At 36.8% G+C, this 17756-nt stretch carries 14 protein-coding genes; all 14 read right to left on the bottom strand.

The features are described 5' to 3' along the window. Positions 1 to 10: 10 nt before the first annotated feature. Positions 11 to 1231 carry an RNA polymerase sigma factor RpoD gene (rpoD, locus tag F3D3_RS10260; protein ID WP_069873613.1) on the bottom strand — a complete coding sequence of 407 codons (1221 nt, stop codon included), beginning with the start codon at positions 1229 to 1231 and terminating at the stop codon, positions 11 to 13. A gap of 27 nt (positions 1232 to 1258) precedes the next feature. Continuing rightward, on the bottom strand, positions 1259 to 3055 hold the full coding sequence (gene dnaG / locus F3D3_RS10255; RefSeq protein WP_069873612.1) for a DNA primase: 1797 nt from the start codon (positions 3053 to 3055) through the stop codon (positions 1259 to 1261). 130 nt (positions 3056 to 3185) lie between these two features. Further along, on the bottom strand, positions 3186 to 4199 hold the full coding sequence (locus F3D3_RS10250) for a deoxyguanosinetriphosphate triphosphohydrolase (protein ID WP_069873610.1): 1014 nt from the start codon (positions 4197 to 4199) through the stop codon (positions 3186 to 3188). Positions 4200 to 4464: 265 nt separating this feature from the next. Next, complete coding sequence (ppdK, locus tag F3D3_RS10245) at positions 4465 to 7098, bottom strand: pyruvate, phosphate dikinase (protein ID WP_069873608.1); 2634 nt, start codon at positions 7096 to 7098, stop codon at positions 4465 to 4467. 70 nt (positions 7099 to 7168) lie between these two features. Further along, positions 7169 to 7987, bottom strand: a complete 819-nt coding sequence (locus F3D3_RS10240; RefSeq protein ID WP_069873606.1) for a pyruvate, water dikinase regulatory protein — start codon at positions 7985 to 7987, stop codon at positions 7169 to 7171. A gap of 112 nt (positions 7988 to 8099) precedes the next feature. After that, on the bottom strand, positions 8100 to 9488 hold the full coding sequence (locus F3D3_RS10235) for a glycine--tRNA ligase (RefSeq protein ID WP_069873604.1): 1389 nt from the start codon (positions 9486 to 9488) through the stop codon (positions 8100 to 8102). Positions 9489 to 9798: 310 nt separating this feature from the next. Beyond that, complete coding sequence (locus tag F3D3_RS10230; protein ID WP_069873602.1) at positions 9799 to 10341, bottom strand: DUF4342 domain-containing protein; 543 nt, start codon at positions 10339 to 10341, stop codon at positions 9799 to 9801. A gap of 117 nt (positions 10342 to 10458) precedes the next feature. Beyond that, entirely contained in the window at positions 10459 to 11205 is a 747-nt protein-coding gene (gene recO / locus F3D3_RS10225) for a DNA repair protein RecO (RefSeq protein WP_069873599.1), read from the bottom strand. A gap of 18 nt (positions 11206 to 11223) precedes the next feature. Then, positions 11224 to 12600, bottom strand: a complete 1377-nt coding sequence (mgtE, locus tag F3D3_RS10220; RefSeq protein WP_084388944.1) for a magnesium transporter — start codon at positions 12598 to 12600, stop codon at positions 11224 to 11226. Positions 12601 to 12688: 88 nt separating this feature from the next. After that, positions 12689 to 13579: a GTPase Era gene (era, locus tag F3D3_RS10215; protein WP_069873597.1), complete on the bottom strand. Its 891-nt coding sequence runs from the start codon at positions 13577 to 13579 to the stop codon at positions 12689 to 12691. A gap of 24 nt (positions 13580 to 13603) precedes the next feature. After that, on the bottom strand, positions 13604 to 13993 hold the full coding sequence (locus F3D3_RS10210; protein ID WP_069873595.1) for a cytidine deaminase: 390 nt from the start codon (positions 13991 to 13993) through the stop codon (positions 13604 to 13606). 10 nt (positions 13994 to 14003) lie between these two features. Then, positions 14004 to 15104, bottom strand: a complete 1101-nt coding sequence (locus F3D3_RS10205; RefSeq protein WP_069873593.1) for a DUF3048 domain-containing protein — start codon at positions 15102 to 15104, stop codon at positions 14004 to 14006. A gap of 41 nt (positions 15105 to 15145) precedes the next feature. Continuing rightward, positions 15146 to 15625 carry an rRNA maturation RNase YbeY gene (gene ybeY, locus F3D3_RS10200; protein WP_175438344.1) on the bottom strand — a complete coding sequence of 160 codons (480 nt, stop codon included), beginning with the start codon at positions 15623 to 15625 and terminating at the stop codon, positions 15146 to 15148. Next, complete coding sequence (locus tag F3D3_RS10195) at positions 15609 to 17741, bottom strand: HD family phosphohydrolase (protein WP_069873591.1); 2133 nt, start codon at positions 17739 to 17741, stop codon at positions 15609 to 15611. Before F3D3_RS10195 ends, ybeY begins: the two co-directional genes overlap by 17 nt. Positions 17742 to 17756 lie beyond the last annotated feature (15 nt).

The raw sequence follows: 17756 nt of genomic DNA, 5'->3' as shown, positions 1-17756 counted from the left end.
CCCTTTATGCTTACTCTAAATAATCTTTAAGTTTTTTACTTCTGCTTGGGTGCTTTAATTTTCTAAGCGCTTTAGCTTCAATTTGTCTGATTCGCTCACGTGTAACATCGAACTCTTTGCCCACTTCTTCGAGCGTTCTCGCACGTCCATCTTCAAGTCCAAATCTCAATTTAAGCACTTTTTGTTCTCTTGGTGTCAATGTCTCTAGAACTTCCATAAGCTGTTCTTTCAACATAGAGAAAGCTGCTGCATCCGCTGGTGCAGGGGCATCGTTATCCGGTATAAAATCACCAAGATGTGAGTCTTCTTCTTCACCGATCGGTGTCTCTAGGGATACGGGTTCTTGAGCAATCTTTAAAATTTCTCTGACTTTCTCAACAGGCATATCCATTTCTTTTGCAATTTCTTCTGGGATCGGTTCTCTTCCAAGTTCTTGAAGTAATTGTCGTTGAACTCGGATTAATTTATTGATGGTTTCAACCATATGAACTGGGATTCGAATAGTTCGCGCTTGATCTGCAATGGCACGTGTTATAGCCTGGCGAATCCACCAAGTTGCATAAGTCGAGAACTTAAAACCTTTTGTCCAGTCAAACTTTTCAACCGCTTTAATAAGACCCAAATTACCTTCTTGGATTAGATCAAGGAATAACATGCCTCTGCCGACGTATTTTTTAGCAATACTGACGACTAGACGCAAATTGGCTTCACAAAGTTTCTTTTTAGCATCTTCATCACCGGTTTCCATACGCTTAGCGAGGTTAACTTCCTCTTCACTCGATAGTAATGCGACTTCACCGATTTCTTTAAGATACATCCTAACTGGATCATCAATGTTTATCCCTTTAGGTAAGGACAAGTCAATTTTGATGTCATCTTCTTCATCCTCTTCATCTTCTTCATCATCTCTAATTTTATCCAAATCTTCGAGGTCATCCAAATCATCAAGGGGTTCAATATCTTCGAGGTCTTCTAAATCAATTTCATCAAGATCAAGATCGATATCCTCTTCTTCATCCTCTTCTTCGTCTTCATCCTCATCAGATTCAGTGATAACCGAAATATTCAAGTCATTAAACGCTTCAAAAACCTCTTCAATTTGATCTTTATCTAACTCAAATTGCGAAAGTTTATCTTGAATTTCCTTGTAAGTGAGTGTTCCTTGTTTTTTCCCTTTTTTAATTAACCCTTTTATGATTTCTTGGTGTTTGGCATTCAATTTACTGTTCAATTGAAGTGCCTCCTTTCACTAGTTTTCTTATTCTTTAAATTTAAAGTTTGTCTTCTTCTCTACTTTTTGTAAAATGGTGTTTTTTAAATCAATCAACCTTCTCCATTCATCTCGTACTTCTTGGCTAAATTGTGTTTTTAATTTCAATTGGATGATGCTTAGTTCTTCATCAATGTTTTTTATGAGTATGTTATTGAGAACTAAATCTATGTCAATTTCTTCTACTTCATCAATATAACTGTCCAATATTTCAATAAGTGCTGTTGAGATGGTGATATCAGCATTTTCAATGATTTCCTGTTTTGAAAAGGTTTCGTGTATCGAAAAATAATACATGATATAGTCAATAATATCTTGAGTCCCTTCTGAAAACTGGAACTGTTGAATCAATTTCTTTTGCTCTTCATTTAAAAGTATAAACTTATGGATGTAGAACGCAATCAATTGATTTTCTAGATGTTTGTTCCGATCCGTTGTCAGTTTCACAGCCTCTTTTTTCTTTTGATCACCTGAAAAACCATATTGGCTTCTGCCATTGTAGTTCTCCTTATAAACTTCCTTGGCAACCAAATCATAATTGACGTTGAGTTCATCACTCAGCCGCTCAATGTGGAGATTTTTCTCAAATTCGTTGCTCAGTTCGCCAATAATGACAACTGCTTTTGATAGAAACTCAATTTTCTCTTGCTCATGATTGAGGTTAAACCCTTGCTTTAGATGATTGAGTTTATACTCTGTTGAGGTCATCGCGTGATCCAGTTTAGCCTGAAAACGTTCTATCCCATATTTTTTAAGATAATCATCTGGATCAAGATTTTCACCTAATACAACGACGCGAACTTTCTCAATAACACCGTGTAATACATCGAGACTTCTTAAACTCGCCTTTTGACCAGCGACGTCAGAATCGTAACAAATAATCACCTCATCTGCATAACGACGCATCAATCTACCATGTTCTTTTGTGAGTGCAGTCCCTAATGTTGCAACAGCATTCGTAAAGCCATTCACATGGAGTGCGATAACATCCATATAGCCTTCCGCAATTATAAGTTGCTTTTTATCTTGCAATGCATTTTTAGCAAGATTAAGGCCATATAAAGTTTTACTTTTATTAAAAATCTCCGTTTCTGGAGAATTTAAATACTTCGGTAATGAATCATCCATAACGCGCCCACCAAATCCAATAACTTTACCCTTGGGATTGATGATTGGAAACATAATTCTGTTTCTAAAGCGATCATAATAGCGTTTGCCTTCCTTTCCAGGAATGACGAGACCTACTTTTTCAAGACTTTTAATATCGTATTTTTTTGAAAGTTGACCAATCGTATCTTGCCAAGCATCACTAGAAAAGCCCAGCCCAAATTGTTTTATGATCTCAAAATCAATCCCACGTTTTTGAAGGTACTGCATGGCTTCATCACTGGTGCGCAAATTCTTATAATAATAAATTGCCGCATCTCTTAATATATCATAAAACTGCGTATAATAGCTAGAACTTTTTTGATCATTGCCTTTTTGAAACTTTGAAATGTCCACATTATACTTATCGGCCAGTTGTTCCACGGCATCAATATAATCTAAATTTTCATAATTCATGACAAAATTGATCGCATTTCCTGCTGCACCACATCCAAAGCAATGATAAAGTTGCTTATCTTCTGATATAATAAATGAAGCTGTTTTCTCATGATGAAATGGACACAATGCTTTATGGTTTTTACCGGATCTCTCAACTGTTATATAGCTTGAGATGACATCTATGATGTTGATATTTTCAAGAATCACATCAAAGATGTTATTTTCATATCTGCCGCTCATCCATTTCCCTTCCTTTTTTTTATAAATCATTCTCTTTTTAAATAATTCGACATCAAACGATTAATTCCTTTTATTATTAATAAACTTTAATAAGAAATTTTTACTGGACACGAAATTTTAGCACCCCTACCTAATAAAGCCAAAATTTAGGAATGAAAATCTCCTTATATATATTTACGGCATACCGATCCGACATACTTGCAACATAATCTTTAATTGCTTCTATGCCTTCGCTTTTATGATAGTCCTCAAAGCGTTCTTCTGGCATCTTATCTGGATTTTGCAAATAATAGTTGTATAACGACTCTACGATTGATTCTGCACGCGCTTCTTCCTTTTTAGCTTCCTTGTTGAGATAAACATGTTCAAACATAAATTTTCTAAGCCTAGTGAACGCTTCTTGCTTTTCTGCACTCATGGAAATGATTTCTTTGCCATAGCTGTTTTCAATAAGATCCATGATCAACGTATTGATCCGTTTGCCATGCGTCTCGCCTAAAGACAATAAAAATTCCTTTGGGATTTCAGATTCTTTGAGGACACCTGCTCTGATGGCATCATCAATATCATGGTTGAGATATGCAATTCGATCACAAATTTTAACAATTTGGCCTTCAAGCGTCATCGGTAAGTTTGGACCATTGTGATTTAAAATACCATCTCTCACTTCAGAAGTTAAATTCAGTCCAAAGGTACTGTTATTTCTCCGCTCTAAAAAATCAACGACTCGAAGGCTTTGTTCATTGTGTTTAAAACCTGATGGATGTATTTTATTCAACCGCTCCTCACCACAGTGCCCAAAGGGGGTATGGCCAAGATCGTGACCAAGTGCAATTGCTTCTGTGAGATCAAGATTGAAATTGAGTGCACCCGCTATGGTTCTGGAAATCTGAGAAACTTCAAGTGTATGTGTCAAGCGCGTTCTATAATGATCTCCCTCTGGCGATAAGAAAACCTGAGTTTTATGCTTTAATCGTCTAAATGCTTTGGAATGCGTAATGCGATCGCGGTCTCTTTGGTAATCTGTTCGAATAGGACACTGTTCCTCTTCTAAACGTCTCCCCTTTGAATCAGACACCTTTTGGGCTTTTGAATCAAGTTGTACGTATTCAAGTTTTTCATGCTCTTCTCTAAATTTGATCATTATGTCACCACCTTTTAAAATGAAATACTGAAATTAATATTTTAACCAATTCTATTCTCTATAAAGTATGTATTAAACATTTATACCCTTAATTCCTCTATTTTTCGATTAAAAGAATGTTAAGTTTTTATGACTAAATAAGTACTCCGCCCTTAGAGCTCTACTTGTAAAAAAGGGGATTATCTCTTAAAGTATTCAGAGATAACCCCCTTCCTATAAAAATTTGATATATGGTTTCTATTTAAAATCGCCTTATGCAATCAACTTATTTTTTTAGGTTTGGATTGTTAATCGCCGCCTGCGCCGCTGAAAGTCTTGCAATTGGTACTCTAAACGGTGAACATGAAACGTAATTTAAGCCTGTCTTATGGCAGAATTCGATGGATTTCGGTTCGCCACCGTGTTCGCCACAAATGCCTAACTTAATCGATGGGTTTGTTTTTCGGCCAAGTTCACAGGCCATGTTAACGAGTTTGCCCACACCGTTTTGATCGATGGATTCAAATGGATCTTTATCAAAGACTTCTTTTTTCACGTATTCATCAAGGAATTTTCCAGAGTCATCACGTGAAAACCCAAGGGTCATTTGCGTTAAATCATTTGTTCCAAACGAGAAGAATTCAGCTTCTGCTGCAATTTCATCTGCGATTAATGCGGCTCTTGGCACTTCGATCATAGTACCCACTTTATAGACAACCTCAGCATTTAACGCTTTAAGCGTTTCTGTGGCTGTATCTATGACAAGTTTCTTGAGAATTGTAAATTCCTTAAGATGTCCAACCAGTGGAATCATAATTTCTGGATGTACTTCTATTTTGAGTTCATCTTTACAATACACCGCTGCTTCTATGATCGCTTTTACTTGCATTTCATAGATTTCTGGATACGTGATTGCCAGACGACACCCTCTATGACCCAGCATTGGGTTAAACTCACTTAAACTCTCCACTTTAGACTTAAGGACTTCAAAATCTACGCCCAAATCTCTAGCCAATGCGCCAATTTCCTCATCTTTATGTGGTAAGAATTCATGTAAGGGTGGATCTAAGAGTCTGATGTTTACAGGTCTTGACCCCATCGCTTTGAAAATACCGATGAAATCTTCTTTTTGATATGGCAAGAGTTTATCCAGTGCTTTTACACGGTTAACCTTATTGGAGGCTACAATCATCTCTCTTACACTCAGAATACGATCATCGCTAAAGAACATATGCTCTGTGCGGCAAAGACCGATGCCTTCAGCGCCAAATTTCACGGCCGTTTCGGCGTCGTGAGGATTATCAGCATTGGTTCTAACCCCTAAAGTTCTGAATTCATCAGCCCATTCTAATACTTTGGCAAAATCGCCTGTTAGGCCGACTTCAATCGTCTTAATTGCACCTGAATAGACTTTACCTGTATTACCATCAAGTGAAATGTAATCGCCTTCTTTGAAGATTTGGTCTCCAATTCTGAAAATACGGTTTTCTTCGTCTACTTTAACTTCACCGCAACCTGCAACGCAGCATTTTCCCATGCCTCTTGCGACAACCGCAGCGTGGGAAGTCATACCCCCTCTTGAAGTTAAGATACCTTCCGCTTTGACCATGCCTTCAATATCTTCTGGTGACGTTTCAGTTCTTACTAAAATCGTATTGATTCTCTGTTCTCTTGCTCTGACCACATCGGCTGAATGGAAGTACACTTTACCACTTGCAGCACCTGGTGAAGCTGGTAATCCTTTTGCTAAAAGATTGGCAGACTCAAGTGCAGAGGGTTCAAATGTTGGATGCAGTAATTGATCCAGTTGTGACGGTGCTATTCTCATGAGTGCTTCTTCTTTATCCAAAACACCTTCATCCACCATATCGACGGCTACTTTAATGGCAGCATAGGCTGTTCTCTTACCAGTTCTGGTCTGGAGCATGTATAAAATACCACGTTCAACTGTAAATTCAATATCCTGCATATCTCTATAATGGGTTTCAAGTTTTGCCGAAACATCTACAAATTGCTGATAGACCTCTGGGAGCGCATCTTTGAGTTCGTCAATTTTCTGAGGCGTTCTAATCCCTGCAACAACGTCTTCACCTTGTGCATTGATTAAAAATTCACCAAAGAGTTTGTTTTCCCCCGTAGAGGGATTACGCGTAAAGGCAACACCAGTACCTGAAGTTGTGCCCATGTTTCCAAATACCATGGACTGAATGTTAACAGCTGTTCCAAGATTATGTGGAATTTCGTTGTAATTTCTGTATACGATGGCGCGGTCGTTATTCCACGAACCAAATACGGCTTCAATCGCCATCATCATTTGTTTTTTAGGTTCTTGGGGAAAATCAAACCCTTTTTCAGATTTGACAATTTTTTTATAACCCGCGATAATTTCTTCAAGGTCTGTTGCTGTAAGATCTGTATCCATCTCATAGCCACAAATCTCTTTCTTGCCATCTAAAACTTTATCAAACTTATACTTAGGAATTTCCAGTACGACATCTCCAAACATTTGAATAAACCGTCTATAACAGTCCATCGCAAATCTTCGATTTTCAGTTAGTTTAGCAAGCCCTTCAACGGATAAATCATTTAAGCCTAAGTTAAGGACTGTATCCATCATACCCGGCATTGAAACCACTGCACCAGATCTTACAGATACCAATAGAGGATCATTAGAATCTCCCAGTTTTTTTTGAGTCTTAGCTTCTAAAAGTTTTAAGTTAGCCTCAATTTGTGTGACAATTTCTTCTGAAATTTGTTTACCATCAACATAGTACTGATTACAGGCCTCAGTTGTAATCGTAAATCCCTCTGGTACTGGCAAATCAATTTTTTTCATTTCTGCTAGGTTTGCACCTTTACCACCTAGCAGTGATTTGAGCTCTTTGCAGCCCTCTTCAAAAGCATAAACAAATTTTTTCATTTTTAACCTTCCCTCACAAAGATAAAATTTATAAAAAACCCATAGAATACTATGGGTCAATTATCTGTCACTACTTGAGCTTCATATTAAGACCTGTTATTTCGAGGATAATACTTGCGGTTTCCTCTATGGCCTTATTTGCAACGTTAATAATGGGACACCCTAATTGCTTATAAACTTTTTCAGCATAATCCAGCTCTTGCAAAATACGATCCATATTGGCGTATTCCACATCTGATGACAAGCCAAGCGCTTTTAATCGCTCCATCCTGATTTCATTTAATTTATCAGGGGAGTTCGTCAAACCAATCAGTTTGTTTTTCGGCACTTGAAAAATTTCTTTTGCCACTGGAATTTCAGGTACTAAAGGTACATTTGCCACTTTGACATTTTTATGCGATAAATACATGCTTAGCGGTGTTTTAGACGTTCTTGATATGCCAAGCAACACGACATCCGCATATTTCAAACCCCTTAAATCCTTACCATCGTCATATTTCACTGCAAATTCAATAGCTGCAACTCTTTCAAAATAATCGTCATCCAATTTGTACATGGTTCCAGGCTTACCCACAGGTTTATCCGCAAAGAACTCTGCAAACTGGTTTAGTACAGGTGAGAGAATATCATGATAAGTGACATGGTGTTGCTCACAAGATGAAATTATTTTTAACCGCATTTCATCGAGTACCGTCGTAAAGAGAATCACAGACTTATGTCTTGATGCCTCTATTACAATCTCTTCCACAGCATCTTCGTCGCGTACATAATTGTACTTTTTTACAATATAGTCTTTATTTAAAAATTGATTCATGGCTGCTTTGGCAACGTGCGTTGCCGTTTCACCAAGTGAATCCGATAAGATAAATATATGGTATCTATTGTCCATAGGCGCCTCCATTTGCTTAATATATATCCATTTATCAAAAATTTATTGATATATTTTCAAAGCCACAACACTTTTAAAAGATTTCAAATAAATTACACTCCAAATGAATCGTTTAAAATTTAAGACCTTTGGTAATATAGGCAACTAAATCTTCTATCTTAACGCGCTCTTGGTCCATTGTATCTCTATGACGAATTGTCACACATTGATCCTCTTCTGAGTCAAAATCGTATGTGATACAGTAAGGTGTTCCGATTTCATCATGTCTTCTATAACGCTTACCAATACTCCCAGAATCATCAAAATCAACGCTAAAATATTCTGCCAGTGTATTAAAAACTTCTTGAGCATTTTCATTTAATTTTTTAGATAAAGGAAAAATAGCTGCTTTAAAAGGTGCAAGCGCTGGGTGGAACTTCATTACAATTCTACTGGTTCCATCTTCAAGTGCTTCTTCATTGTAGGCATCTACCAAGAATGCAAGCGTTACACGATCAGCTCCAAGTGAGGGTTCTATACAGTATGGCACATATTTTTCATTTGTAATAGGATCTTGATAGGATAAATCCACTTTAGCATGTTCCATATGTGCTTTTAAGTCAAAATCGGTGCGATCTGCAATGCCCCATAACTCTCCCCATCCAAAAGGAAATTTAAATTCGATATCCGTGGTCGCATTCGAATAATGAGACAATTCTTCCGCTTCATGATCTCTGAATTTCACATGATCAGGGTTTAGCCCCAATCTCAACAACCAATTCATACAGAATTCTTTCCAATATGCAAACCATTCTAAGTCCTTACCCGGTTCACAGAAAAATTCCAGTTCCATTTGTTCAAATTCTCTAATTCTAAAAGTAAAATTGCCCGGTGTAATTTCATTTCTAAATGATTTACCAATTTGACCTATACCGAATGGCACTTTCTTTCTAGAAGCTCTTTGAATCGCTTTGAAATTCACAAATATGCCTTGAGCTGTTTCTGGTCTCAAGTAAATTTCTGTGGAGGAATCTTCTACTGCACCTTGAAAAGTCTTAAACATGAGGTTAAATTGCCTAATGTTTGTAAAATTTATTTCACCACAGTTTGAGCATTTAATCCCCTCATCTGCAATGTATTTTTCCATTTTTTCATTGCCCCAAGCATCTATAGCATCTGCATGTTCACCTTTTTCAGCCATGTGAGCTTCAATTATTTGATCTGCTCTAAATCTTGTCTTACAGGATTTACAATCCATTAAAGGGTCATTGAAGCCGCCTACATGACCAGATGCCACCCATACCTCTGGATTCATCAAAATCGCACTGTCAATACCAACGTTTAATGGACTGCCTTGTACGAATTTTTTCCACCAAGCTTGTTTGACATTGTTTTTAAGCTCTACACCTAACGGACCATAATCCCAAGAGTTTGCTAGCCCACCGTATATATCAGAGCCAGGGAATATAAAACCTCTAGACTTACATAAAGATACTACCTTTTCCATCGTTACCGGATTCATAACTTACCTCCATTATCCATTTTTAATGCTGATTTTACAAGAAATATAGTCAAATTATCAAAAAAAAATCTTCCATCCCTATAGAAAGGGACGAAAGATGATTCCGCGGTTCCACCCTAGTTGGCCGTAGCCCACTTAAGTATGCATAGCTCTAAAGCGCCCTTCCTTTAACAATATCGTTGATTTACACCAGCCATCAACTCTCTGCATGTCATTGTTAAAATACTATTCTTTGTCATCGCTGCAATATTTTTATTGATAATATCATATATTAAATACACTGTAAACACTTTTGCTGAAAATACGCTTATTATTTTTTTTCTTCATCTTCAAAGAGGTCTTCTTCGAAAATAGCATCTTCGGCAAATTCAGTCTCTTCATCTTCCGCTTGGTCTGTTTCAGTCCCTTTTTTTTCTTTGAAAACGGATTTTAAATCTTCAAATTTATCTTGGGTCATTTCATTGATATTGATCTCTTCACCATCTGCTTTGACGATTTTAATTTCACAGCCCGTAGCAACTGCTGCAATAATTGCAGCCACTGTTGGGATTGTAAAGATAACCGCACCAATGGCACCTGCCATAATGGGAATATCAACAACCGTTCTTCCAGCCTTAACAATCGTAATTTGATTGATGAAACCTTCATTAACCCAGCTTTTTAATTTATCGATAATTTCTTGTCCAGACATATTTTTATGTTCTGATTTAGAGGGTTCATTTTGAAGTTCTTCTAAATACACGATTGCTTTTAAGAGATCGCCTTCATTGTTTTCAAGCGCATTTTTTGCTTCTTTGTACGTAACACCAGTTCTGTTAATAACTTCATCTACCATTTCCAATGTAATTCTCATTCAAATCACTCCAATCTTATAAAGTTCTGTTTCTATAAACTTATTATACCATTGTCAACGCGTTATTACACAAATATCTCTAATTTTCATCTATCTTCTAACACAATCCCAATCTATTTATTTGGACAATGTTTCTATAAAGGCTTTAGAATTGATATGATGAATATCCAAATGCGTTAGAATATAGAGTTCAAATAGAGGGAGAAGATGATCGATATAACTTTGATGAAACTTTGTATTGACAATCACTCGAATATCTTTGACCGAAAGATACTGTATGATTTGAATGAACTGTTGATTGAGTTTAAAGATTTGACCCTCTTGAGTCATACAGGCTCTATGGATAAGACCACCTGCATTGACCTCAAAAATAAATTCATCTAGTGGCTTACCACATTGAGTGCACGTTGCTAAAAGATTGGGCATATGTCCTGAAAATTTCGCCAGTTTAATCAAGTATGAAAGTTGGAGTAATTTCAAATCCACTTCTTTTTTGGCGAGCAAGTCCACCATTTCAACGATGAGTGCATAATGATCTAAGTCAATCATATTTTTGTGTGTCGAAAGATTGCAAAGCTCTAAGAGATAGCTTCCATACGCAAGTTTATCAAGTGACTCTGTAATTCTAAAATTAGAATGGTGTATAATGCAGTTGTTAAGGCGCATCATCTTACTGGATGTATTGATCATAAAAAGACCGAATACAAATGGTTTTGAACATGCTGCAAGTGGTGATTTACTGCTCTTTGCACCATTGGCTACAATTTCAATCTTACCCGCTTTGCGCGTAAAAACAGTCAAAAAAACATCATTATTAGTTGATTTGGTAGCTTTGAGGACAATTCCGTCAGTTTCTAAAAACATGGATGATCCCCCTTTTATCTATTTGGGAATGTTCGCCATCATAATTGTTGCAAGTGAAAAATATATGGTCAGGCCTGTCAAATCTATCGTCGTGGTAATAAATGGTGCGGATGCAACGGCAGGATCTACACCAATTTTTTTAAAAACAAGAGGTACAATCGTTCCAATTGCAGAAGCTGTTGTCATATTCGCCCACATGGAAATGCCGACAATAATTGCAATGTGATATTCACCATGCATAAAATATGCCGCCGCTGCAACCAATAAGGAACACACGATTCCAACAAATATCCCCACGGATATTTCATGAATCAATGTCTTAAAAATACCGATCCCTTCAATTGCATGAGTGGCAATATTTCTAACCGTTATCGTAGAGGATTGAGTGCCGACATTCCCGCCCATGCCCGCAAGTAATGGCATAAACAACGCCAAAGTTGCATTTGCACTTATAGTCGTTTGAAAAGAGGTCAACACTGTTGCCGATAATAGACCACCAAAAATCGTGATGATCAACCAAGGCAAACGAGAGGTTACAGAGTTCTTAACACGTTCAAAAAGGGTATCATCATTTTCGTAAATCTCATCTTCATTTGTCCCTGCAAATCTAAAAATATCTTCTGTTGCCTCTTCTTCAATGACATCTAAAATATCATCTACGGTTATAATGCCCAGCATTACGTTGTTATCATCTACAACAGGTACCGCTAACAAACCATATTTTGTGACAATTTTAGCAACAGCTTCCTGATCTTCATGAACATTAACAGTGATGAGGTTTTCATTCATTATGCTGTCAACCGCTTTATTGGGCGGGGATATAATCAATTGTCTGAGTGAAATAACACCTACTAGGCGATCGAGATCATCGGTTACATAGATATAGTAGATCGTTTCAGCATCAGGCGCAATTGCTCTAAGCGTCTCTATCGCATAATAGATGGAATAATCCTTTTTAATGGACACAAAGTCCGTCGTCATGATACCACCAGCGGTATCTTCTTCGTAGATTAAAAGTTGCTTGACGTCTTGGGCATCTTCATAATCCAAAAATGCGATGATTTCTTTCTGCCTACTCTCAGGTAATTCTATGAGCTTATCGACGATGTCATCTTGACTCATCAAATCCAGTAAAGTGACTTTCTTTTCATAGGTTAAAGCTTTGATCAAGCTGCTAAAATCTTCTGGATTAATCTGCTCTAGAACATCTGTCGCTTTTTCATCAGAAAGTAATCCAAAAACCTGTGTCTGATCGTCAACCTCTAGGTTTTCCAGAACCTCAGCGATATCGGCAGCGTGCATATTCTCTAGGTAATTGTGTAATTCTATTTCTTTTTTTTGCTCTAGAAGTTGTTCGATTTTATCTAGATATTCGTAAAACATTAACAGTCCCATACGCACCTCCTCAAAGGTTATATTACGAACGCAAGATAAGGTAAGTCTATTCAACTTACCTTAAATCCATATTAATAAAGTTTATTTATTATTCTTTATAACCTAAATTTTTCAAGATGCCTTGATTGTCTCGCCAGCCTTCTCTAACCTTAACCCAAAGTTGTAAGTTGACTTTCATATCCAGAAGCACCTCAATATCTTGACGTGCACTTTTACCGATACCTTTAAGTTTACGCCCCTCTTTACCAATAATAATGCCCTTATGCGATTTCTTTTCACATATAATATCAGCTTCTATATCACAAATAGGCTTATCTTGTCTAAACTTCATACTTTGAACTTCAACCGCAACACCGTGTGGGATTTCATCATCAATGTACTTCAAAACTTTCTCTCTTATTATTTCAGAAACGATTGTTCTTTCAGATTGGTCTGTTAAGAAATCTTTTGGGTATAAAGGTGGCCCCACAGGAAGTTCTGCTTTAATGGCTTCTACAAGTTCTTTAACCCCTTTGGCATTAATGGCTGAAAGGCCCATGATATTTTTTATAAAATCAAACTTGGAATAAGTTTCATAAATGGCTTTGAATTCTTCTGGTGTGAGCAAGTCCACTTTGTTAATCACTAAAATAACTTCTGCTTTCGCTTCGGTTATAAAATCTAATAAATACTGGTCACCAGGACCGATTTTCATAGAATTATCAACCATGAGTATGACAACGTCCACATTTGCAATAGCCCCTTTAGCGCTATTTACCATGAAATCGCCTAATTTACTTTTAGGGCGATGAATTCCTGGTGTATCCACAAAGATGATCTGAACTTCTTCGTCTGTGTACATTGCTGTTATTTTATGACGTGTCGTCTGAGGCTTGTCAGACATAATAGCGATTTTTTCACCAATGACATTATTGAGTAACGTTGATTTCCCAACATTTGGTCTTCCAATGATGGTGACAAAACCTGATTTAAAGGACATGCATACCTCCGTTTTTATAGCTGATTACTTGATGTCAATACCAGTAAAAGATCTTGGCAATAAATCATCAATTTTATAGACTTCATAATCATAATCTTTTGCAACTATGATGTCAATATCTTTTCCGAATTCCACAAGGACTTGTCTGCAAATGCCACAAGGATAAGTAAAGTCTCTACTTGAGGATACGACGGCAATGGCCTCGAATTCTCTAAAGCCTTCCGAAATTGCTTTGAAGACAGCTGTTCTTTCAGCACAGTTTGTCGCACCAAGGGAGGCTGATTCTACATTACACCCCGTAAAGATTTCCCCCGTTTTAGTGAGTAATGCAGCACCCACTTGAAATTTTGAATAAGGTACATATGCATACGCCATAGCTTCATAAGCTTTTTCTATTAATCCTTTATAATCCATATATTCACCTCTACTCGTTATCTTTTTCCACGATAGCTTGACTACCCGTTTCCATAATTTGAAACCATGTGACGCCAGGATTTAATTTTATCGGCTGATCTTCAAGTGTATAGAACAGAGTTAGTGCATTTTGATCTGATTTTTCCCATTTGATTGGTATGGTTTTACCTGCAGTGAAGTAATCACCTGTTCCCGAACCCACTAAGTCCACTTGTAAGCGCCCTTCTGAATCCAACACCTTCGTCTTCGCGTATTGTACAAGGACATTCGTACAAGTGAGCTGAACCTTGGAGTTTTCGTCAGCATGGGGTCCATTATTAGTATATCTATAATACAACTGATCTGCATTGTTATATTTATACGAAGTCGTATAGCCAACTTTATCGTTCTGAGTCGGTTCTTTGTAAACGCATTTAATTTCAGTTGCGTCAACGCCTTCAATCACTGTAAATTCCTTGTAGAAATCTAAAAATTTAAATTCAGGAATCTCTCGATACTTCTTTCGAGCAGCATCTTCAAGTAATACTTCAGAGGAAGTATACATATTATGCGGGATCTTTTTATGACTTTCTCTCCAGAAAGCGCCACTTGAGAGGCCATCAATATCTGCCATTTTATAGGACCTGATCTTGGAAAGTGCATCCATAGAGCCCCCTACATGAACATAAAACGGATCGTATTCAAGTGCTTTTAAGAGAAAATAGGGTCTTGCGCTTCTCACAGGGCCTATGTGCTCTGGTCTTTGGCTATAAAAGACGGCCATATATCTTGTAATTCTGCCCTCGGCTAAAAATTCATACATGACATCAGCTTGTTCAATAGCGGCTTGTGGTCTTGCTGAAAACTGATTGTCCAGCATCACAACGATAGGTCTGTTTTGAATATTTTTTTCATCCATATAAAGTCCAGTGAGCTTATTAAGCGCTTTACCCGTCAAATCGACAGATTCCTGATCCATGTCATCTTCTTTTTCATCCATTTTTTGAGGAACTACTATTTTAACAGCTTCTTCAACTTCTGGAACACTTTGCACTTGCTTTTGGCAACCCGTCACCAAAATTAGGCATGCAATAAGGAGTAATGGTATTTTCAACTTAGCATTTTTATTCATTCTTGCCTCCGCGGATAAATTTTATGCTCTTGCTCTTGCTTTTAGGCTTTAAAAACAGCTATTCTTTTGAAGATTGCTTTTTCTTTAGTCCTCATTTCACATTTTGCCTCATCCGCCATATGATCATAACCTATTAGATGCAAAATGCTGTGTACTACAAGATATAGTATTTCACGTTCAAATGTATGTCCAAAACTTTCGGCTTGTTCTTTTGCTTTTTCTAAAGAGATCACGATATCGCCTAAATACAAATAGGACTGTTGAACAGTGGTATCCTTAATCGAATCGTATTGTGGAAATGACAAAACATCCGTTTCAATGTCTTTAGCTCTATACTCACGATTGAGTGCCTTAATGCGCTCATTGTCCACAAAAAGGATACTCACTTCACCTTCTGCGTTTATATTTTCTGAATCCAGTACAAGTTCTATGACTTCTAATATTTGAGCGTTTAATAAGGGGTCTAGAATCTCATTTGTCTCATTTATCACTTCCACAGTCATCTTACTTTGAATGTTCATCTTCGTGCACCTCACTTGGATCATCCCTGTTTTCATTAAAAGTCTCTTTTGAAATCATGGACATATCAATTTCTGGGTATACTATGCGTTCATGAAATATGCCCCCTAAAACTTTTATAAAGGATCTCTTAATTTGTTCAATTTCTTTAAGCGTTATATTGGAATTGCTCAACTGATCTTCACTTATTTTCTGAGCAATAATCTTATCGACCAGATCTCCAATAGCTTCTTTTGTTGGATTTTCAAGCGTGCGCACAGCTGCTTCAACTGAATCCGCAAGCATAACTACAACGGCTTCTTTGCTGACGGGTTTTGGCCCATGATATAGAAATTTAGTAATATCAACAGCGGCATTCTTCGTCAGCTCTTGATGATAAAAATACTTGATGAGAGATGTCCCATGATGTTCTCTAATAATCTGTAGAATTTCCTCTGGCAGTTTATTTTTCTCTGCCAATTCCACACCAAAAACAGTGTGGTTTCGAATAATATTTGCACTCACCTGATGTGGTAATTTATCATGTGGGTTTTCTGGTCCAACCTGATTTTCTTTAAAATAATAAGGCCTTTCCAATTTCCCGATATCGTGATAAAAAGAACCTACTCTTGCGAGCATACTATTTGCCGAAATATCATGAGCGGCTGTTTCAGCGAGATTGCCGACGAGTATACTGTGATGATATGTTCCAGGGGCTTCAACCAATAATCTTTTGAGAAGTTCTCTATTAGGATTAGATAGTTCAAGCAACTTAAAAGGTGTCAATATATGAAATAAGGTCTCGAAGAACGGCAAGGTTCCAAGTGTTATGACAGACGACATAATACCATTCGTAAAAATAATCATCAATTTAAAGAGTAAATTTTCATTATATGTTTTAAAAATCAAAGCATTCATCAACATAAATACAACCATGATTAATGATGCGTATATGCCCATCATCATAATTTGCGAACGCAGTTTCACATTTCTCAAAAATAAACCGACGATCAATAGACTCAACAAATACATCAGGGTGACGTAAGAGGGTAAACCTAACCAAATGCTGATCAAAATAATAAGCGTTGTGCCATAGAATTTCACGAGATTTGGCGTCAGTAAAATACCCACTAGCATTGCAAAAACAGGAATTGGAATTAAATAGATGGAATATGAGGCAAATATTTTTGAACTTGCAAAAATCATAACAAACAATGCCATTAAAATAATGTATTCTTTAGATTTCTCAATGACATGCCTTTCAAAATAAATCAAGTATAAATGATTGATAACCCAAATCATTATAAGTAAACCTAAAAGTCCCAATAGATTTAGAAGATGATCTTTACTTGACTCAATCATCATATTTCCATCTTTGAGTATATTTAGTTCTCTTTCCGTCAGTTTTGAACCTTTAGAAACGAGCAAAGTCCCCGACGGATATACGACATCGTCAATCTTATCCATTTCATTTTGAATTTTTTTATCCGTTTTTTCTTGATCCACAAATTTATTCGCTTTTATAGAGCCTGTAACAAACTTCATTAATATAAGCTTATCATTTTCACCAATGTCAGAAAGATTTTGAACAAAGGCATTTATGCCGTTTGTAATATCCAGCAATTCTCCAATTTCGATGCCATTGGACATGTTTTCTTGAGTGATATCCATGGAATAATTTTTAATAAGCGTGATCCGATCAACAGACATCGTTGAAATCGATTGGAGCATTTTGTCATCAAAGCCATAGGGATTCTTGCTTTCAATGCCTGCATACACTCTTTTAAAAAGTTCTGTATCATTTGCATAATTCTCTTTGAGTTCAAGTAATCTTCCAAAAAATTCATTGAGCTGTTTTTTTGTCTCAACTTGTTTAGAGAAATCAATGGTCATGATGGGTTCAATTTCTTGTGCGGTTTTATCTTTCAAGCTTTGCGTTGCTTTTTGATCGATGACATCTTTGGTCAAATAGATATCTGATTTAGCGATATCACCTATTTTGTAATCATAAATGCCGTTAAATACGGATTGATTAAATAAAAAGAACACGATTAAAAAACTCGTGACCATAACAATCGTATTGGTCAATAAATTTCTATTTTTAAAGCGTTGTCTCGTCTTTTTTCTGATTTTATCCATGTTTGCCTCCCGTTG

The organism is Fusibacter sp. 3D3 (assembly GCF_001748365.1).
GTDB lineage: Bacteria > Bacillota > Clostridia > Peptostreptococcales > Acidaminobacteraceae > Fusibacter_A.
The sequence above is the reverse complement of the archived record's forward strand: the minus strand, read 5'-3'. Positions and strand labels throughout refer to the sequence as shown.